Annotated in this window: 19 protein-coding genes; 11 read left to right on the forward strand and 8 right to left on the reverse strand. The window is 67.9% G+C overall.

Translation table 11 applies throughout. The features are described 5' to 3' along the window. Position 1 precedes the first annotated feature (1 nt). Positions 2 to 1,210 (reverse strand): Rieske 2Fe-2S domain-containing protein, encoded by a 1,209-nt coding sequence (locus JHC79_RS08045; RefSeq protein ID WP_296389640.1) that lies wholly within the window; start codon positions 1,208 to 1,210, stop codon positions 2 to 4. A 214-nt stretch (positions 1,211 to 1,424) separates the two neighbouring features. Here JHC79_RS08045 and hsaA point away from each other — a divergent pair, with 214 nt between their 5' ends. From hsaA to JHC79_RS08075, 6 genes are read left to right on the forward strand one after another with little or no spacing between them, the layout of a single operon-like run. Next, positions 1,425 to 2,606 carry a 3-hydroxy-9,10-secoandrosta-1,3,5(10)-triene-9,17-dione monooxygenase oxygenase subunit gene (hsaA, locus tag JHC79_RS08050; RefSeq protein WP_296389641.1) on the forward strand — a complete coding sequence of 394 codons (1,182 nt, stop codon included), beginning with the start codon at positions 1,425 to 1,427 and terminating at the stop codon, positions 2,604 to 2,606. Positions 2,607 to 2,665: 59 nt separating this feature from the next. Further along, positions 2,666 to 3,592 (forward strand): iron-dependent extradiol dioxygenase HsaC, encoded by a 927-nt coding sequence (gene hsaC, locus JHC79_RS08055; protein WP_296389642.1) that lies wholly within the window; start codon positions 2,666 to 2,668, stop codon positions 3,590 to 3,592. A gap of 1 nt (position 3,593) precedes the next feature. Beyond that, the gene (hsaB, locus tag JHC79_RS08060; protein WP_296389643.1) at positions 3,594 to 4,166 is read left to right on the forward strand and encodes a 3-hydroxy-9,10-secoandrosta-1,3,5(10)-triene-9,17-dione monooxygenase reductase subunit; all 573 of its coding nucleotides are present in this window, start codon (positions 3,594 to 3,596) and stop codon (positions 4,164 to 4,166) included. Further along, positions 4,157 to 5,386: a hypothetical protein gene (locus tag JHC79_RS08065; protein ID WP_296389644.1), complete on the forward strand. Its 1,230-nt coding sequence runs from the start codon at positions 4,157 to 4,159 to the stop codon at positions 5,384 to 5,386. Before hsaB ends, JHC79_RS08065 begins: the two co-directional genes overlap by 10 nt. Continuing rightward, the gene (locus JHC79_RS08070; RefSeq protein WP_296389645.1) at positions 5,383 to 6,183 is read left to right on the forward strand and encodes an SDR family oxidoreductase; all 801 of its coding nucleotides are present in this window, start codon (positions 5,383 to 5,385) and stop codon (positions 6,181 to 6,183) included. The genes JHC79_RS08065 and JHC79_RS08070 overlap by 4 nt, the downstream gene beginning before the upstream one ends. Positions 6,184 to 6,212: 29 nt before the next feature. After that, positions 6,213 to 7,364 carry a sulfotransferase gene (locus tag JHC79_RS08075; RefSeq protein ID WP_296389646.1) on the forward strand — a complete coding sequence of 384 codons (1,152 nt, stop codon included), beginning with the start codon at positions 6,213 to 6,215 and terminating at the stop codon, positions 7,362 to 7,364. A gap of 16 nt (positions 7,365 to 7,380) precedes the next feature. Here the strand turns inward: JHC79_RS08075 and JHC79_RS08080 are convergent, their stop codons facing one another. The 6 genes from JHC79_RS08080 to JHC79_RS08105 form a co-directional block, all read right to left on the reverse strand. Further along, positions 7,381 to 8,616, reverse strand: a complete 1,236-nt coding sequence (locus tag JHC79_RS08080; protein ID WP_296389647.1) for an EAL domain-containing protein — start codon at positions 8,614 to 8,616, stop codon at positions 7,381 to 7,383. An 81-nt stretch (positions 8,617 to 8,697) separates the two neighbouring features. Further along, positions 8,698 to 9,804: an acyl-CoA dehydrogenase family protein gene (locus JHC79_RS08085; RefSeq protein WP_296389648.1), complete on the reverse strand. Its 1,107-nt coding sequence runs from the start codon at positions 9,802 to 9,804 to the stop codon at positions 8,698 to 8,700. Further along, entirely contained in the window at positions 9,801 to 10,793 is a 993-nt protein-coding gene (locus JHC79_RS08090) for an acyl-CoA dehydrogenase family protein (RefSeq protein WP_296389649.1), read from the reverse strand. Before JHC79_RS08090 ends, JHC79_RS08085 begins: the two co-directional genes overlap by 4 nt. Beyond that, positions 10,790 to 11,980: an acyl-CoA dehydrogenase family protein gene (locus JHC79_RS08095; RefSeq protein WP_296389650.1), complete on the reverse strand. Its 1,191-nt coding sequence runs from the start codon at positions 11,978 to 11,980 to the stop codon at positions 10,790 to 10,792. The genes JHC79_RS08090 and JHC79_RS08095 overlap by 4 nt, the downstream gene beginning before the upstream one ends. Beyond that, complete coding sequence (locus JHC79_RS08100) at positions 11,980 to 12,900, reverse strand: enoyl-CoA hydratase (RefSeq protein WP_296389651.1); 921 nt, start codon at positions 12,898 to 12,900, stop codon at positions 11,980 to 11,982. The genes JHC79_RS08095 and JHC79_RS08100 overlap by 1 nt, the downstream gene beginning before the upstream one ends. A 38-nt stretch (positions 12,901 to 12,938) precedes the next feature. Then, positions 12,939 to 13,832, reverse strand: a complete 894-nt coding sequence (locus tag JHC79_RS08105) for a helix-turn-helix domain-containing protein (RefSeq protein ID WP_296389652.1) — start codon at positions 13,830 to 13,832, stop codon at positions 12,939 to 12,941. Positions 13,833 to 13,948: 116 nt separating this feature from the next. On the opposite strand from JHC79_RS08105, the gene cysD reads away from it, so the two are divergent. The 5 genes from cysD to JHC79_RS08130 are packed head-to-tail and all read left to right on the forward strand — an operon-like array spanning position 13,949 to position 18,184. Beyond that, positions 13,949 to 14,863, forward strand: a complete 915-nt coding sequence (gene cysD / locus JHC79_RS08110) for a sulfate adenylyltransferase subunit CysD (protein ID WP_296389653.1) — start codon at positions 13,949 to 13,951, stop codon at positions 14,861 to 14,863. Further along, entirely contained in the window at positions 14,863 to 16,749 is a 1,887-nt protein-coding gene (cysC, locus tag JHC79_RS08115) for an adenylyl-sulfate kinase (RefSeq protein WP_296389654.1), read from the forward strand. The genes cysD and cysC overlap by 1 nt, the downstream gene beginning before the upstream one ends. Next, positions 16,746 to 17,513 carry a 3'(2'),5'-bisphosphate nucleotidase CysQ gene (locus tag JHC79_RS08120; RefSeq protein WP_296389655.1) on the forward strand — a complete coding sequence of 256 codons (768 nt, stop codon included), beginning with the start codon at positions 16,746 to 16,748 and terminating at the stop codon, positions 17,511 to 17,513. The genes cysC and JHC79_RS08120 overlap by 4 nt, the downstream gene beginning before the upstream one ends. Positions 17,514 to 17,516: 3 nt before the next feature. Further along, positions 17,517 to 17,864, forward strand: coding sequence for an SMR family transporter (locus tag JHC79_RS08125; RefSeq protein WP_296389656.1), 348 nt, complete (start codon positions 17,517 to 17,519; stop codon positions 17,862 to 17,864). Further along, entirely contained in the window at positions 17,861 to 18,184 is a 324-nt protein-coding gene (locus JHC79_RS08130) for an SMR family transporter (RefSeq protein WP_296389657.1), read from the forward strand. The genes JHC79_RS08125 and JHC79_RS08130 overlap by 4 nt, the downstream gene beginning before the upstream one ends. A 36-nt stretch (positions 18,185 to 18,220) precedes the next feature. Here JHC79_RS08130 and JHC79_RS08135 read toward each other — a convergent pair whose 3' ends face one another. Further along, a complete protein-coding gene (locus JHC79_RS08135; protein ID WP_296389658.1) occupies positions 18,221 to 19,483 on the reverse strand; it encodes a hypothetical protein in 1,263 nt (420 codons plus the stop codon). Positions 19,484 to 19,599: the final 116 nt, after the last annotated feature.

The raw sequence follows: 19,599 nt of genomic DNA on the forward strand, positions 1-19,599 counted from the left end.
ATCAGACCTTCGCGGCGTCGTTGGTGGCCTTGAGTTTCGCGGTCTCGGCGGCGACATCGGAGTCGGTGTCCTCACCGGCGGCCTTGCGACGCAGGTTGTCCTCGATCTCGACGCCCCAGTTCTCCAGGGCTTTCTCGGTGTCGATCTCGTACTCGTAGCGACCGGTCATCTCCTCGGTCACGTCGGCGACGTCGACGTAGAACTGCTCGTACCACCGGCGCAGCTGGTAGACGGGACCGTCCTCCTCCACGAGCAGCGGGTTGTCGATGCGGCTCTTGTGCTTCCAGATCTCCACGTCCTGCAGGAAACCGACCTCGACACCCTCGGAGATCTTGCGCGCCATGCCCTGGGCCTGCTTCTCCGACAGACCCTCCGGCTTCTTCGCCATCACGCCGAACATCAACACGAACGAGTTGTTGTCGATGGGGTAGTGGCAGTTGGTCAGGATCGTCTCGATCGCGTAGCCGCCATAGGTCTGGTGCATCGGGTTGAGCATGTACGCCGGGCCGTAGTACGCGGCGATCGACTTGAGGTAGCTGTCCCCGTACGCCGACGTCATCTCGATGTCGGGCCGGCCACGCGAGTTCATGTACTGCGCGGCGGTCTCACCCTCGAAGACGTTCTTGAAGAAGTCCGGCAGGGCGTAGTGGATGTAGAAGAAGTGCGCCATGTCGACGACGTTGTCGATGATCTCGCGGCAGTTGGAGCCCTCGATGACGATGCGGTTCCAGGTCCAGTCGGTCCATTCGTCGGTGCCCCACTCCTCGACGACGGGGATCACCACGTCCTCCGGCGGGGGATTGCCCTCGGGGTCGTTGTAGACGAAGAGCTGCCCGCTGCGGACCATCGTCGGCCACGACCTGGTCTTGGCCAGCTTGGGTGCGCGCTTGGCGTAGGGCACGCCCGCGCACCGACCGTTGCCCTTCCAGCGCCAGTCGTGGAACGGGCACGCGATGTTGCCGTCCTTGACGCTGCCCTTGGACAGGTCGCCGCCCATGTGTCGGCAGTATGCGTCGAGAATGCTCACGTCGCCGGTCTCGGCATCCGCCCAGACCACCAACTTGGTCCCGAACGCATCGATCGCATGGGGTGTGCCGTCGCGGTACTCATCGGCCAGGCCGATGCAGTGCCAGCCGCGCGCGAAACGGGTTGGCGGGGTCCCGGTGTCGATTTCCCGGACTGCAACGCCGTCGTCGTGCTTGTCTGACATCTGATGACCTCCTGGAGATCGAGCGATCCGGGCAGGGATCCTCGACGCGATACGTACTAGAACACGTTACAGAAATGGGTGTTGAGACGCCAGCTGTAGGGCGGTTTTGCGGCGTTTGCCATCGGTAAACGCGCTGGCCTCGACATAAATGAGAACGTGTTCTAGTCTTGATCGGAACACGTTCCACCAGAGCGACGGATTGGGAGTTACGCACATGTCACAGCGCAGCGAGGTCGGCACCGAGGTCCTCGACAGGATCAGCGCCCTGCTTCCCGAACTCGAGAAGCGTGCGCAGGAGTGCGAGGACCAGCGTCGCATCCCGGTCGAGACCATTGCGAGCCTCGACGAGGTCGGCTTCTTCAAGCTGGTGCAGCCCGCCCAGTGGGGTGGCTACGAGGTCGATCCGGTGACCTACTACGAGGCCGTCCGTCGCATCGCGAGCGCGTGCGGATCCACCGGGTGGGTCTCGTCGATCCTCGGTATCCACAACTGGCACCTCGCCCTGTTCCCGCAGCAGGCCCAGGAAGAGGTCTGGGGCAAGGATCCCAGTACGCGCATCGGATCGTCCTACGCCCCGATGGGTATGGGCGAGGTCGTCGACGGCGGATACAAGGTCAACGGTGAGTGGCACTGGTCGTCCGGTTGCGACCACGCGGACTGGACGTTCGTCGGTGGACCGGTGTTCAAGAACGGCAAGCCCGTCGACTTCGTCAGCTACCTGCTGCCGCGCAGCGACTACGAGATCCGCGACGTCTGGCACGTCTCCGGACTCAAGGGCACCGGCTCGAACACACTGGTGATCAAGGACGCGTTCGTCCCGTCGCACCGCATGCTCAGCTTCCGGGCCATGGCCACCGGCACGTCGCCCGGCCTCGAGGTCAACACCGCTCCCGTCTACAAGATGCCCTGGGGCACCATCCATCCCACCGTCATCTCGACGCCGGTCGTCGGCATGGGCTACGGCGCCTACGCCGCCCACGTCGAGGCGCAGGGCAAGCGCGTCCGCGCCGCCTACGCCGGCGAGAAGGCCAAGGACGACCCGTTCGGCAAGGTGCGGATCGCCGAGGCCGCCAGCGACATCGACGCCGCGTGGCGCCAACTCTCGGGAAACGTCCAGGACGAGTACGACCTCATCCTGGCCGGCAAAGAGGTCCCGATGGAACTCCGCCTGCGTGCTCGCCGCGATCAGGTGCGCGCGTCGTCACGGTCGATCTCGGCGATCGACCGTCTCTTCGAGGCCGCCGGTGCGCGCGCCCTCGACAGCGATCAACCGCTGCAGCGCTTCTGGCGTGACGCGCACGCCGGCCGCGTGCACGCCGCCAACGACGCCGAGCGCGCCTACCAGGCCTTCGCCAACGGCGAGTTCGGCATCCCCATCGGTGACACCATGGTCTGAGTGCTCTCGACCGAGAAGCACTCCGACCCGCTCATCAGCGACGAAAGGACCCCGGCGAGATGGCTTCGGTCGCAACCGATTCCTCACCGATCAGATCACTCGGATACATGCGTATCGAGGCCACCGACATGGCGGCCTGGCGGGAATACGGTCTGAAAGTGCTCGGCATGGTCGAGGGCAAGGGCGTCACCGAGGGGGCGCTCTACCTCCGCATGGACGACTTCCCCGCGCGTCTGGTCATCGTGCCCAGCGACCGCGACCACCTCGCGTCGTCGGGGTGGGAGTGTTCCAACGCCGCTGCGCTGCAGCAGGTCCGCGACCGTCTGTCCGATGCCGGCGTCGTCTTCCGCGAGGCGAAGGACGAGGAGCTGGTGGACCGGCAGGTCGTCGAGATGATCGTGTTCGAAGACCCCACCGGAAACGTGCTCGAGGCGTTCCACGGTGTGGCCCTGCAACATCGACGCGTCGTCAGCCCCTACGGGCACAAGTTCGTCACCGGTGAGCAGGGTCTCGGTCACGTCGTGCTGACCACCGACGACGACGAGGCATCGCTGAACTTCTACCGCGACGTCCTCGGGTTCCGCCTCCGCGACTCGATGCGTCTGCCCCCGCAGGTGGTCGGCCGCGAGGAAGGCGATGACCCGCCGTGGCTGCGCTTCTTCGGCTGCAACCCGCGCCATCACAGCCTGGCGTTCCTGCCGATCCCGAACGACACCGGCATCGTGCACCTGATGGTCGAGGTCGAGAACTACGACGACGTGGGTCTCGCGCACGACCGGGCACTGCGCAAGAAGGTGCCGATGTCGGCGACGCTGGGTCGGCACGTCAACGACCTGATGCTGTCGTTCTACATGAAGACCCCCGGTGGCTTCGACATCGAATTCGGTTGCGAGGGGCGCACCGTCGCCGACGAGGAATGGGTGGCTCGCGAGAGCACCGCGGTCAGTCTCTGGGGTCATGACTTCACCATCGGCTTCACGAACTGACATGGCCTACGTCTCGAGTGGGACGACGGATTTCGACTCGCGCCAGTTCCGCACGGCCATGGGCCAGTTCTGCACCGGCGTCACGGTCATCACCACCCTCGACGCCGAGGGGTCGCCGGCCGGCTTCGCCTGCCAGTCGTTCGCGGCACTGTCGCTCGACCCGCCCCTGGTCCTGTTCTGTCCCCAGAAGACCTCGCGCAGTTGGAAGATCATCGAGGCCGCGGGCAACTTCTGCGTGAACATCCTCTCCAACCATCAGCAGGACGTCAGTGCGACCTTCGGTGCCCCCGGCACCGACAAGTTCGCCGCCATCGAGTGGGACCCCTCGCCGTCCGGTCTCCCGGTCATCAAACGGTCCATCACGTGGGCCGAGTGCACCGTCGAACGCGTCGAGGACGGCGGCGATCACCTCATCGTCATCGGGCGCGTCTCGACACTCGGCGAGATGCTGCAGGACAAGCCGCTGCTGTTCTACCGCGGCGGGTACCTGTCCACCGAGCATCCGCGGGTCACACCCGCCCAGGCCGAACTCGACGACTTCCTCACCTGGACCGGAGGCGACACATGGCTGTGAGCAGCGACATCTCGGGCACCCAGGCGCATACCCCGCCCACCACGGTCGCCGACATCACCGCCCCGCTGACCGCGGCGATCGCCGAGGCCGAGCGCCTGATCGCATCCGCAGAATTCATCCGTTCCGACATCGACCTCGCCGAGGGGTACAGCTACCTCGGGCAGAGCGTGCACGCCGTGATGCAACTCGCCTGGGCCCGCGCCAAGACCCACCCGTTCTTCGCGACGTCGACCGGCCCGTACACGAAGATGGGTCTCGACAACCCGGACACCCTCTACTACAGCGCCGACCTCGAGGCCGGCGCCGAGTACCTGGTCACCGGGGTACGCGGCAGCACAACCGATCTGAGCTTCCAGGTGATCACCGGGGACTACAACCCGGACAAGGTGCCCGGCGGCGACGACGCGTTCGACGACCGCCGTCTCGACATCGACCCCGACGGGTCGTTCCGAGTGCGCTTCGGTCCGCCCCGCGACGATCCCGGTCCGAACTATTTCGTCCTCGCCGACGGCGCCACCACCCTCGCCGTGCGCGAGGTGTTCAGCGACTGGAGCACCGAACGCAAGGGCTCGATCACCATCGAGCGCACCGACACCGTCGGGACACCAGCCGACGAACCAAATCTCGACGTGCTGACCAAGCGCTACCGCGTCGCGGGCAAGATGCTGCTCTCGCGCATCAACACGTGGTTCAACTTCCCCAAGTGGTTCTACCTCGACAAGCCGGTGAACACCTTCACCGAACCCCGACTCACCCCGGGCGGACTGTCGACGCAGTACTCCTCGGTCGGCCACTTCGACCTCGCCGACGACGAGGCCATGATCATCACCGTGCCGAGATCCGATGCGCCGTATCAGGGTTTCCAGCTCGGCAGCATGTGGTACATCTCGCTGGACTACGTGCACCACCAGACGAGTCTGAACACCGCGCAGGCACAGGTCGATCCGGACGGACTCATCCGGATGGTCGTCTCCCGTCGCGATCCGCACGTGGCGAACTGGATCGAGACCACCGGGCGCACCCACGGCATCATGCAGTTCCGCTGGCAGCGGGTCGCCGCGCCCGTCGAACCGAAGGACGGCCCGACCGCCGTGGTCGTGCCGTTCGACGATGTGGCGCAGCACCTCCCGCACCTCGACCACAACCGCATCGACGACGCCGGGTGGCGGATGCGGATCGCCACGCGGCAGCGGGCGTTCGCGCAGAGGATGCTCGGATGACGGCCCCGGTGACCTCGGGACCGCTGCTGGCCGACAAGGTCGTCGTGGTCGGCGGGGTCGGGCCGGGACTCGGCCGGTCGATCTGCCTGCAGGCCGCGGCCGCAGGGGCCTCGGTGGTGCTGGCGGCGCGCACCGAGGAGCGACTGCGTGCGGTGGCCGACGAGATCACCGCGGCCGGGGGGAACGCGATCGTCGTCCCCACCGACATCACCGTCGACGCCGACGTCGACCGGCTCGTCGATGCGGCGCTGACCGCCTACGGACGTGTCGACGCCCTGGTCAACAACGCGTTCGCGCTGCCGTCGATGAAGCCCTTGGCCCGAACCGATTTCGCCCACATCAGCTCCAGCCTCGACCTGACCATCCTCGGCGGCCTGCGCATGACCAAGGCGTTCACCGAGGCGTTGGCCGCCTCGGACGGCTCGATCGTGATGATCAACTCGATGGTGGTCCGGCACTCCGAGCCGCGCTACGGCAGCTACAAGCTCGCCAAGGCGGCTCTGCTGGCGATGTCGGAGTCGCTGGCGACCGAGCTCGGTGACCAGGGCATCCGCGTGAACAGCATTCTGCCGGGCTACATCTGGGACGACCAACTGAAGTGGTACTTCGGTGAGGTCGCGAAGAAGTACGAGATCAGTGCCGATGACGTGTATGCACAGACCGCGGCGAGATCCGATCTGAAGCGACTGCCCGAGCCCGACGAGATCGCCCGTGCGGTGGTGTTTCTCGCGTCACCGTGGGCCAGTGCGATCACGGGGCAGACGCTCGACGTCAACTGCGGCGAGTACCACAACTGATCGAGCCGGTCACCAGAAGGAGTTCTCCCATGACAGGACGCACCAGCGTCGGAACGGTCGCCGATCTCCACGCGTCGGCGACCAAGGCGTGCGGCCTGGACGACTTCGGTGCCGACGACTACACCGAGGGGCTCGAGGTACTGCTCGACTCCTACGCCGGTGAGGCCGGTCTGACCGAGCTGGGCAGCAAGATGTTCCGGTTCTTCCTCCGCGGGGCGTTGGTCGCGCGACTGCTCAGCGAGGCGTCGTGGAAGGCCAACCCGGCGTACGCCGACGTCGCCGTCGACCGCCCCGTCTTCGTCACCGGCCTCCCGCGGACCGGGACCACCGCGCTGCACCGCCTGCTGACGGCCGATCCCGCGCATCAGGGCCTCGAGATGTGGTTGGCCGAGTTCCCGCAGCCCCGGCCCCCGCGGGACACCTGGGAGGCCAATCCTGTTTTCCAGCAGATCAACAGCGGTCTCGAGCAGCACCACGTCGACAACCCGGAGTTCATGGGCCTGCACTACATGAGCGCCGACGACGTCGAGGAGTGCTGGCAGCTGCTCCGGCAGACGATGAAATCGATCTCGTACGAATCGCTGGCCTACCTGCCGTCGTACTCACGGTGGCTCGCCCAGCAGGACTGGACGAACGCCTATGCGCGGCATCGCAAGAACCTTCAGCTCATCGGTCTCAACGACCCGGGCAAGCGATGGGTGCTGAAGAACCCCAGCCACCTGTTCGCCCTCGACGAGTTGATGTCGGTGTACCCCGACGCGTTGATCATCCAGACCCATCGGCCGCCGCGGACCATCATCGGGTCGATGTGTTCGTTGGCGCAGAGCGCGACTGACGGGTGGTCGACGACGTTCGTGGGCGAGAAGGTCGGCCAGACGCAGCTCGAACTGTGGTCCCGTGGGTTGCGTCGGTTCACCGAGGCGCGGGCGCGATACAACCCGGACCAGTTCGTCGACGTCGACTTCACCGAACTCCGCGACGACCCGATCGGAACGGTCGAACGCGTGTACGCCGCGCTGGGCGCGCCGTTCACCGATGACGCACGCGGGGCGATGACCGCCATGGACGCCGAGAGCAGATCCGGGGATCGCAAACCGGCGCATCGCTATTCACTCGCCGACTTCGGTCTCGGCGACGAGATGGTGGATGCCGAGTTCGAGGGCTTGGTGCCCCAGGCCTGATGGGCCGGTGCGGTGCCTAGGCCGGGCGCGGGTCGGGCTGAGGCACCTGGAAGTGATACCCCTGCGCGAGCGGACACTGCAACGCCACCAGCGAGCGGACCTGCTCGGGGGTCTCGATGCCCTCGGCGATCACCACCAGATCGTTGGCGTCCGCGTGTTCGATGAGACCGGTCAACAGGTGGTCGACGACCCGCGTGCCGAGACCGGACGTCAGCGATGCGTCGATCTTGAACCCGTCGATGGGCCATGTCACCATCCGACTCAGCGACGACCAGCCGCGGCCGACGTCGTCGATGACGATCTGTGCGCCGATCGTCCGCAGCATCGAGATCGCCTGTGCAGCGACCGTGTCGTCCAGGGTGGCCGACTCGATGAGTTCGATGCGCAATCGACAGGCGGGGAAGTCGCTCTCGGTGATCACCGCGGTGAGCATGTCGATCCGCTGCGGCCGGATGAGATGTGCGCCGTCGATGTTGGCGTGCAGGACGGCCGGCTCGTCGGTGGTGGTGTCGTGTTCGAGCATCATCGCCATGGCCTGACGCAGAACCTGCAGGTCGAGGTCGAGCATGATGTCAGTGCTGCGGACCGTGGGCAGAAACCGCGCCGGACTCAGGACACCGTCGGTCGGGTGTAGCCACCGGCACAGCGCCTCGTACCCGTGGGTCCGTCGGGTACGCGGATCGACGATGGCCTGGAACCACGGCCGGATCTCGTCGCGCGACATGGCGTCGACGATCTCCTCGATCGAGTACGCGTCTGTGGTGACGGTCCGGTCGCGCTGCAACTCGAGTTGTTCCTGCAGGATCTGGGCGTACTTCTGCACGATCTGCACGTCCTCGGCGCCGATGTCGTGCCCGATGGTGTCGGTCATGCACAGGGTGCCGATGGGGGTGTGTTCACGACTGAACAGCGGTACCCCCACGTAGGTACGCATGCCTGCCGCGACGAGCGGAGCGGTGAGCGACGGATCGATCCCGGGTTCGGATGCATCGGTGATCACCAGCGGCCGTCCGGTGTCGACGACTTCCCTGCACGTCGTGGACTGGCGGTCGGTGACGGTCCCGACCAGCCCGTCGACGCCGTACGCGGCGAGGACGTGTTGTTTCTCGTCGTCGAGGATGTGCAGGATCGCGACGGGATACCCGGCCGCTGTGGCGGCGAGCTCGAGAGTCGTCTTCAACACGGGGCTGACGCTCGCCGGATCGAGATAATTTCCAGCGGGGCCGCCACGCATCCTCGAGCGGTCATTCATCAGAGGGATGGTAGTACCCCGGTCGGGTACGCCCACCCACCGCGGGCATGAGCTCGCACCGCGACGCGGGACCGCCCGCGGTCAGAGACCGGCGGCATGCGCCAGTGAGTCCATCGATGCCGACGGTTGACCGAACAGCTGTGCGGCGCCGTGGGTTCTCTTGAAGTACAGCTGTACGTCGTGCTCCCAGGTGATGCCGATGCCCCCGTGCAGCTGGACCGCCTCGCCCGCGACCGAGGCGCTCATCTGCGAGCAATAGACGCGTGCGGCGGCGGCCAGTTCGACGGCGTCGGGATCGTCGGCCACGAGCGCCCCCGCCGCCGCATAGGAGATCGACCGCGCGGTCTCGGTGAATGCGTACATGTCGGCCATCCGGTGTTTGAGGGCCTGGAAGGAACCGATCACCCGTCCGAACTGTCTGCGCGACGAGGTGTGGTCCACGGTCTGATCGAGCACCGCGCGCGCGGCGCCGACCTGCTCGGCCGACAGCGCGACCGCCGCGACGGTCCGCAGCCGGGCCAGGAGGTCGGCCGGAGCGGCGATCGTCTGCGACGGGGTCTCGTCGAAGCTCACCGACGACAGCGGCCGGGTGGGGTCCATCGTGGGCAGCGCGGTCACGACCACACCGTCGGCGTCCGGGGACACCTCGTGCAGGGTCACGTGTCCGCCGGATCGCGCGACGACGATCAACACGTCCGCGTACTCGGCGTCGAGCACGTAATGCGCGGTGCCGGTGAGAAGTCCACCGTCGGCGCGCACCCCCGGGTCGTCCCAGCCCGCCGCATCCGCCCAGCAGAGTGCGGCGATGGATTCGCCGGCCGCGATCGCGGGGAGCACCCGTTGACACGCCTCGTCGTCGCGGGAGAGCAGCACCGCCTGTGCCGACAGGACGGCCGACCCGAGCATGGGCACCGGGCTCAACGTCCGGCCGAGTTCCTCGAGCACGACGTGGGATTCCATCAGCGACGCGTCCACGCCACCGAAGCGTTCCGGGATGGCCAGTGCGGCGACACCGATCTGTTCGGCCAACGCACTCCACAGCGTCCGGTCGTAGCGCGGGGTCGCGGCCATCGCCGACCGCAGCGCGGCAGAGTCGCCGTGGCGGCGCAGCACGTCGCGCACCGCACCCCGCAGGTCCGCCTGGTCCTCGGTGTCGATGCCGGGCGAGGTGATCACAGGGGAGCTCACGGGGCCCCCACGTGCGCGGTGACCGACCGCAGGACGCGGGCGCGGTGCAGTGCCGGGGTGCCCCACGCGGTGAGCAGGGCGCGCGTCTTGGTCAGGTACAGCGACAGGTCGTGCTCCTGGGTGTAGCCGATCGCGCCGAGGGTCTGCAGTCCGACGCGCGATGCGAGGTACGCGGCCTGGCCCGCCGCGACCTTGGCCGCCGACACGTCGCGCGAGGCGTCGCCGCCCGCGGGCACCGAGCCGTCGAGCGCGAGTGCGGCCCCATGGACCAGCGGACGCGCCATCTCGACGGCGATGGCCACGTCGGCGAGGTGGTGCTTGATGGCCTGAAAGGATCCGATCGGACGGCCGAACTGGGTGCGTGTGATCGCGTACGCACCGGACATCGCCAGCATCTGTGAGGCCAGACCGAGCAGTTGCGCGGCGGTGGCCAGCGCGCCGTGGTCGAACGCCGCCGTGCCGTCGAGGTCGGTGGCGACCGTGTCGGCGGGGGCGAGCACCGACACCGTGCGGGCCCGGTCGACCGAGGCGTGGGTGCTCACCACGTCACCCGCGCTCAGGGTGGTCCCGTCGAGAAGCAGTCGGTGCGTCGCGGCGTCGCTGTCGGCGGCGTAGGGGACGTCGTCGGGGATCGCCAGCGTGGCCAGCTCGCCCGAGGCCAACGCCTCGAGGAGGTCGGTGCGGTCGGTGGCGGTGAGCAGGGTGGGTACCGCGCCGATGGTCTCGGCGACCGGACCGGGGACGCAGTGCCTGCCGAGTTGCTCGGCGGCGACCACCATCTCGAGTGCACCGGCGCCGAACCCGCCGGACGCCTCGTCGATCAGCAGGGCCGTCACGCCGGTGTCGGCGAGTCGCGCCCACACCGCGAGCCCCGGGCCGCGGTCCCCGTCGTTCCACGACCGCACGACCGCGGGCAGGTCGGCGCGCGTCAGCATCGAGTCGATGCTGTCCGCGAGGTCGGTGTGCTCGGACTCGAGCAGGAATCTCATCGGTCGCCCCGGGGTAGTCCGAGCAGACGCTCGGCGATGACATTGCGTTGGATCTCGTTGGTGCCGGCGTAGATCGGGCCGGACAGCGAGAACAGGAAACCGTCCATCCATCCGCCCGTCGAATCGTCGGGTGTGGGGCCGGCGATCTCGGCGTCGGTGCCGAGCAGGTCCAACGCGGTCTCATGCGTGGCGATGTCCCACTCCGACCAGAAGACCTTGTTGATCGACGACTCCATACCGAGTTGCCCGCCCTCGGCGAGACGGCTGACCGTCGCGTAGGTCGACAACTCGTAGGCGCGGGCTCCGATCCAGGCGTCGGCGACCCGCGCACCGAGAGCATCGCCGGACGTACCGTTCTTGTCCGCCCGGGCCCACAGCGCCAGCAGTCGGTCGGTGGTCGCCAGGAATCGGCCGGGGGAGCGCAGCGACAGTCCGCGTTCGTTCGCCGCGGTGCTCATCGCGATCCGCCATCCGTTGTCCACCTCGCCGATCACACCTGAGTCCCCCGGGCGATCCGGGTCGTCGGGGACGAACACGTTGTCAAGGAACAGTTCCGCGAAACCGGGCTCGCCGTCGAGCTGGTTGATCGGCCGAACGGTCACCCCGTCGGCGCGCAGGTCGAACATGAAGTAGGTGAGACCCTTGTGGCGGGACGACTCCGGATCGCTGCGGAACAGTCCGAATCCACAGTCGGCGAAACTGGAGCGTGAGCTCCACGTCTTCTGCCCGCTGAGCAGCCAACCGCCGTCGGTGCGGACGGCCGTCGACCGCAGCGACGCGAGGTCACTCCCGGATTCCGGTTCGCTCCACGCCTGCCCCCAGATGTCGTCGGCCCGCGCCATCCGCGGCATGATCCGGGCGAGCTGGTCGGGATGGGCGTGCTCGAAAAGAGTGGGGGCGAGCAGGAAGATGCCGTTCTGGCTGACCCGTCCGGGGGCGCCGCTGCGGTAGTACTCCTCCTCGAAGACCACCCAGTGCAGCAGACCGACATCGCGTCCGCCGAACTCCTGTGGCCAACTCACCACGGACATGCGCGCGTCGGCCATGGTCCGTTCCCACTCCCGGTGGGCCTCGAACCCCTCCGCCGAATCCATCGACGGCAGTGGGGAGCTCGGCACGTTCGCCGCCAGCCAGGAACGGACCTCGGTGCGGAAGGACTCGGTGTCGTCGTCGAAGGTGAGGTCCATCAGGCGGTCCCGCCCGCACTCGTCCCACCGGCGCTGGCCTTCATCGATTTCGCGTCCATCCCGCCGAGGGAGTCGCCGCCGGCCGCCTCGGCGTTGGCGCTGTGTGCGAAGTGGTGCCAGCCGAACACCGAGTCCATCGAGGTGCGCAGACCCATCTGGTCCTCGCAGATGTTGACGGCCTTCTTGGCCAGCGCCAAGCCGAGCTGCGGCATCTCGACGATTCGGGCGGAGATCTCGTTCACCTTGTCCTGCAGTTCGTCTCGGGCCACGACGTGGTTGACCATGCCCCACTCCTGTGCCTGCGCCGCCGCGAACCGCTCGCCGGTGAACAGCAGTTCCTTGGCCCGACGCGGGCCGAGGACGAAGGCGTGGGCGAAGTACTCGACGCCCGGGATGCCCATCCGCACCACGGGATCGGAGAAGAAGGCGTCGTCGGAGGCGACGATGAAGTCGCACACCCAGGCCAGCATGAGGCCGCCGGCGATGCAGGCGCCGTGGACCTGGGCGATCATCGGCTTCGGGATCTCGCGCCATCGACGACACATGCCGACGTAGACCTCGATCTCGCGGGCGAGTCGCTGGTCGCCCCCGCTGCGGTCGGTGTGGTCCCAGTAGAGCGAGGCGGTGTTCGGGTACTGCACGTGGAAGTCGCGCTCGGGGGTCCCGATGTCGTGGCCCGCCGAGAAGTGTTTACCGTTCGCACGCAGCACGATCACCTTCACCGCGTTGTCGTCGACCGCGCGCACGAAGGCGGCGTCGAGCGAGTACGTCATCACCGAGTTCTGCGCGTTCCGGAAGTCGGGGCGGTTGAGCGTCACGTACGCGACACCGTCGGCGACCTCGTAGGCCACCGGCGTCGAGTCGGCGGTGAGCTGGTCGCCGGTGAGGGGCGCCGGGATCTGGCTGGCGGGCTCGGTCATGAGTCGACACTACCTAGCAAGTGCTTGGTTGGTAAAGCTCACCGCAGCATGGCGCGCTCGATCTCCGCGGCCGCGTCCTGCAGCTCGCCGACCAGCGCGGCGAGGTCCGATCCGCCCACCGACGTGCCGGGACAGAGCACGATCGACGACGTCACCCGGTTCTGCGCGACGCGGTCGGCCTCGGAGCGCACGGGCGCCGCCACCGACAGCGCGCGGACGTCCCCGTCGAGGTCCTCGGGCCGGTAGTCGGAGTTCATCAGATCCATCAGGAGCTCGGCCAGGCGTCGCCGTACCGGTTGCGACGCCTCGGTGAGGTGGACTGCGCGCAGTGTCTGGATCACCTCGGTCGCCTCCGGGCCGAGGCGCTCCACGCTGTACCCGCGCTCGCGAATGTCGGCCAGCAGCGACGCGAGCCGGTCGCGAGTCGGTGGTGGCGCGGTGGACAACCATTCGGTCTGCTCGCGCCCACCCGCCCACGCGATGTACTCGCGGCACAGCGGTGCGGTGATGGGGATCCTCGTCCCCGGAGCGGCCCAGGCGATGTCACCGGCGATCTCGGTGACCTGGATGAAGTCGCCATCACGCTCGGACAGGAAGACCGGCAGTCCGATACGCCGATGGAGGTCGGCGAGCACCGGGCGGGCGGCGCTGGTCAGTGGTTGGGCGCCCGCGGCGTGGCGGATGCGGGCGAGGAAGCTGGGCGCGAGCGAGAAACGTCCGGCGTCGTCGCGGACGGTCCAGCCGTCGGTGCAGAGCTGGGTGAGCACCGCGTGTGCGGTCGCCCGCGTCATGTCGGTGGCGCGGATGATGTCGGCCAGCGTCGGACGCGCCGTCACGTCGTCGGCGAGATGGTCGATCACCGACACGACCCGTCGGGTCGGCGCCGACACCGGTTGACGATCGGTCTCGTCGCCACCTACATTCAGTGTCATATTGTCGAACGGTAGTGTCGAATAACCGACATTGCAAGCATTGCCCTCGCGCGGTGTTCGATGGACCCAGGCGAGGGGCCGGTGGTCAACAGCGGTGATCGAGTGAGGAGTCGTCAGTGCCCCAGATCGGGTATGAGCTGTCGCATCTGAGTGCGTTGGAGGCCGAATCGGTCCACATCTTCCGGGAGGTGGCGGCCACGTTCGAGCGGCCGGGGCTGCTGTTCTCGGGCGGCAAGGACTCGGTGGTGATGTTCCACCTCGCCCGCAAGGCGTTCTGGCCCGCGCCGATTCCGTTCCCGCTCATGCACGTCGACACCGGGCACAACTTCGACGAGGTGATCGAATACCGGGACCGCGTGGTGGAGCAGACCGGGGTGCGGTTGATCGTCTCGAGCGTGCAGGACGACATCGACGCCGGTCGCGTGGTCGAGCAGACCGGTCCGGGTGCGAGCCGCAACCGCCTGCAGACCACGGCGCTGCTGCGCGGGATCACCGAGAACCGATTCGATGCGGTCTTCGGCGGGGCCCGACGCGACGAGGAGAAGGCGCGCGCCAAGGAGCGGGTGTTCAGTTTTCGGGATCGGTTCGGCGCCTGGGATCCCCGCGCGCAGCGGCCCGAACTGTGGAACCTCTACAACGGTCGCCACGCCACGGGTGAGCACATCCGGGTGTTCCCGCTGAGCAACTGGACCGAACTCGACATCTGGCAGTACATCGAGGCCGAGTCCATCGATCTGCCGTCCATCTACTACGCGCATCAGCGCGAGGTCGTTCCCCGCGACGGGATGCTGCTGGCGAAGACGCGGTTCCTCGAGATCGCCGACGGCGAACAGTCGCACACCGAGACGGTGCGCTTCCGCACCGTCGGCGACGCCACCTGCACCGGCTGCGTGGAGAGCACGGCGGCGACGGTGGCCGAGGTCATCGACGAGGTCGCCGCCACCCGGCTCACCGAACGCGGCGCCACTCGTGCCGACGACCGGATCTCGGAATCGGGTATGGAAGACCGGAAGAAAGAGGGGTACTTCTGATGACCATCTCCGCCGACCGTCTGCGGACGGAGACCGCCGCCCTGCGCGGGGGCAAGGAACTCCTGCGCCTGGCCACCGCGGGCAGCGTCGACGACGGCAAGTCGACGCTCATCGGTCGCCTGCTCTACGACTCGAAGTCGATCTTCGCCGATCAGATGGCCTCGATCGAACGGACCAGCGCCGAGCGCGGTGACGAGTACGCCAACCTCGCGTTGCTGACCGACGGGTTGCGGGCTGAGCGTGAGCAGGGCATCACCATCGACGTCGCCTACCGCTACTTCTCCACGCCGCGACGGAAGTTCATCATCGCCGACACCCCCGGGCACGTGCAGTACACCCGGAACATGGTGACCGGCGCCTCGACCGCCGATCTGGCGATCGTGCTGATCGACGCCCGCAAGGGGGTGCTCGAACAGACGCGTCGGCACGCGTTCCTGTCGTCGTTGCTGGGCATCCCGCACCTCACCCTCGCGGTGAACAAGATGGATCTCGTCGACTGGTCGCAGGAGCGTTTCGACGAGATCCGCGACGAGTTCGCGACCTTCGCCTCCAAGCTCAACGTCACCGACCTCACCTTCGTGCCGGTCTCGGCCCTGTTGGGCGACAACGTCGTCGACACCTCGGTCAACATGCCGTGGTACCACGGCGGTCCGTTGCTCGACCATCTCGAGCGGGTGCACATCGCGTCGGACCGCAACCTGATCGACGCACGCATGCCGGTGCAGTACGTGATCCGTCCGCAGCGCAGCGACGGATCCGACCACCGCAGCTACGCGGGGACCATTGCCGGCGGCACGTTGCGACCCGGTGACGATGTCGTGGTCCTGCCGAGTGGTTTCGGCAGCACCATCGAGTCCATCTGGGCGCCCGGGGGAGTCGAGATCACCGAGGCCTTCGCACCGATGGCGGTGTCGATCTCGCTGACCGACGAGATCGACATCGCCCGCGGCGAGATGATCGCCCGCCCCAACAACCGTCCGTACGTCGGCCGCGACATCGACGCCATGGTCTGCTGGTTCTCCGAGGACAGCGAACTCCGCGAGGGCAACCGGTACGTGATCGCCTCCACGACGACCGAGTCGCGCGCTCAGATCAGTTCGGTCGCCTATCGCCTCGACGTCAACTCGCTGCACCGCGACGAGGACGCGGAGTCGTTGTCGCTGAACGAGATCGGCCGTATCACCCTGCACTCCCAGCAGCCATTGATGTTCGACGGCTATCGCCGCAACCGGGAGACCGGCAGTTTCATCCTCGTCGACGAGGCGACCAACAAGACCGTCGGCGCCGGCATGATCACCGGTCCGGTGGCGCGGGACAGCAACGTGGTCTGGCACGGGTCGAAGGTGTCGGCCGACCAGCGCCCCTACCGCGGTGGGACCATCTGGCTGACCGGCCTGTCGGCCTCGGGGAAGAGTTCCATCGCAGTCGAACTGGAGCGCCGGCTCGTCGCGGCCGGCCGGCCCGCCTACCTGATGGACGGCGACAACCTGCGCCACGGACTCAACTCGGATCTCGGATTCGGCGACGACGACCGCCGCGAGAACATCCGTCGCACCTCGGAGGTGGCGACCCTGTTCGCCGACTCCGGTGCCATCGCGATCGTCTCGCTGATCAGCCCGTTCGCCGACGAGCGCCAACGCGCCAGGGAGATCCATGCCGCCCGCGAACTCCCCTTCTACGAGGTCTTCGTCGACACACCACTCGACGAGTGCGAGCGGCGAGATCCCAAGGGGCTCTACGCCCGGGCACGCGCGGGCGAGGTCAAGCAGTTCACCGGCATAGACTCGCCGTATGAGCGCCCCAGCACGGCCGAACTCGTGGTGACCCCCGCCGACGGCTCACCCGGCGAGGTCGCCGACGCCGTGATCCGGAACCTCGGCCTGTGAGCACGGCGGGCTTCGACGCCGACATCGCCCTGGCCGCCGAATTGGCGACCGGAGCCGGCGAACTGTTGGTGCGCCTGCGCCGCGACAGCGGCCTGTCCGGGAAAGAGCTGGGCGATGCGGGCGATCAGCAGTCCAACGACTGGCTGCTCGCGCAACTGGCCGAGCGCCGGCCCGACGACGCGGTGCTGTCGGAGGAGTCGGCCGACGACCGCACCCGGCTGGAGGCATCCCGGGTGTGGATCGTCGACCCGGTGGACGGGACGCGCGAGTACGGCATGGAGGGTCACGCCGACTGGGCCGTGCACGTCGCGCTGTGGACCGCCGACGAGGGACTCGTCGTGGGTGCGGTGTCGCTCCCGGCCCTCGAGATCACCTATGACAGCGGTTCCGGCTCCGTCGCGCCGGTCGCCGGGCTGATGTCGACGCCGCGCGGTGACGTCCCACGGGTCGTGATCAGCGGATCCCGACCGCCCACGTTCTCCGACGAGGTCGCGACGGCGATCGGCGGGGTCGCGGTGCCGCTCGGCTCGGCGGGCGCGAAGGCGATGGCGGTGGTGCGCGGCGAGGCCGACGCCTACGTCCACGCCGGTGGGCAGTACGAATGGGATTCGGCAGCGCCGGTCGCGGTCGCGCTGGCGGCCGGTCTCTGGTGCAGCCGCATCGACGGATCCCCGCTGGTCTACAACCAGTCCGACGTCTACCTTCCCGACCTCGTCATCTGTCGTCCCGAACTCGCCCAGACCGTGCTCGGCGTCCTGGCCTGACCTGTGATCACCTGGCTGTTCCTCGGCGCGGCCATCGTCTCCGAGGTCACCGGTTCACTCGCTTTGAAGGCCGCGCTGGACCACCCGGGGTGGTACGCGCTCGTCGTGATCGGGTATCTCGCCGCCTTCGTGCTGCTGGACCGGGTCCTGCGACGCGGGCTCCCGCTCGGGGTGGCGTACGGCATCTGGGGTGCCCTCGGAGTGGCCTTGACCGCGGTGATGTCGTCGGTCCTGTTCGGCGAGACGGTCACCGTCCTCATGGCCGTCGGCATGGTGCTGGTCATCGGCGGGGTCCTGTGCATCGAACTCGGATCCGGCGCGCGCACGGAGAAACCGGTAGGCCCGTCGTGAGCGGATGGGCGTTCCTGGCTCTCGCGATCGGCTCGGAGGTGGCCGGCACGCTCGCGCTGCGGGCCGCCGCGGGCGGTAGGAATCTCTGGTACATCGCCGTCGCGGTCGGCTACCTGCTGTCGTTCGTATTCCTGTCGCTGACGCTGTCGAACGGCGTCGGGCTCGGTGTCGCATACGGGATCTGGGCGGCGACCGGTGTCGCTCTCACCGCCATCGCGAGCCGTTGTCTGTTCGGTGAGGCACTGACGAGGATGATGGGTTTCGGCATAGCCCTGGTCGTCGCCGGGGTGTTGCTGATCGAGATCGGCTCCGGCCGCTGAGATCTCGCACGGGTGATCCCAGCGGCCGGACCGTCGTCAGTTCGCCGTCTGATCGGCCTTCGTGAGGATCAGGTACTGCGCCGAGATCATCTGCCTGGCCTTGGCCGCATCGCGGTCGTAGGTCGCGCCGACGTACCGGCCTTCGGCGACGTAGCAGTTGTTCTGCTGTCCGGAGGCGGTGTCCTGTGTGACGCAGGTGGCGGTGGGCAGGCCCCTCGGCGACTCGCCACGTGTGTAGCCGGCGGCCAGGTCCTGCTCGACGAGCTTGTCGAGGATGTCGGACCCGTCCTCGTCGGTGGTGGCGCGGTACACCGTCGACCGCCAGACCGCGTTGTGCTCGGATCCGTTGTCCTGCAACGTCTTGAGGATCTCGGGCCCGGCCACGCTGGCCATGCCGCGTGGGCCGTAGACGCCGCGCGCGAGTCCGCCCAGCATCTGTCCGTCGGTCTCGGGGATGGCGTAGATCAGGATCTTGTTCTGGTCGAGTTTGATTCGGGAGGGCGTGCCCGGGACGATCGGGGTGGCCGGGAACTTGTCGATCAGCGGTACCTGCTGTGCCACCGCGGTGCGGACGATCGACTCCATCGCGCGCTCCTGGCCGGGTGGGGCCACCACGGCGGTCGAGATGACGTAACTGTTGTGCGCGGTGAACGCGCGCATACCGGGGAACTGTCCGCCGGCGCGGCTCACCAGGGTGCCCGGGAGATCAGCGAGTGGCGCCGGCGCGAAGGCGATTCCGCCGTTGGCGGGGCGGCTGACCGACGCACGGTTCATGGCGGTGGCCGCCGCGGCCGCAGCGGCCGGTGAGTTGTAGCGCAGGACGAGTTGGGTCAACGACCGCGTCTTGTCGCTGACCTTCTTCCTGGGCTGTCCCGCCGAGGTGAAGAAGCCCGTGACGAGCCCCCGCACGCCGGCCGCATCGGCCACGGGTGTGGAGGCGAACACCTTGGTCAGGTCGCCGGTGCCGAACACGACGCCGGTGGGCAGACCGGGCTCGGTCATCTCGGGATCGATCTCCGAGGGCAGGGAGACGAACTCGGCCAGGCGCTGTCCCTCGGCGCCGACGATCTCGGGGTCGGGAGCGGTCGCGAATCCGAAGGGGGCCGACGGCGACGTCGGGTACGTGCCGGTGTCGAGTTGGGCGGTGTTGATCGCCGTGCTCGATGCCGACGGCGCCGACGATCCCGCCACTGGAGATGACACGGCGACGCTGATGCCGTCGGTGGAGGACGTGCAGGCGGCGAGGCCGGTGATGCAGATGATCGCGGACGTCGTCGCCAGAAGGTTTCTCGCGCGCATGGAAGTTCTCCTCGTCGTGTTCGGTCGATGGTCGCACCGATTCGGCGGCCGGTCATCACCGGTCGCCGAACCGTGGTGCGTGGGGTGGGCTCAGAAGCCGAAGCTGCCGGATCCGG

The sequence above is a fragment of the Williamsia sp. genome (genome assembly GCF_016462415.1).
Taxonomy (GTDB): domain Bacteria; phylum Actinomycetota; class Actinomycetes; order Mycobacteriales; family Mycobacteriaceae; genus Williamsia_A.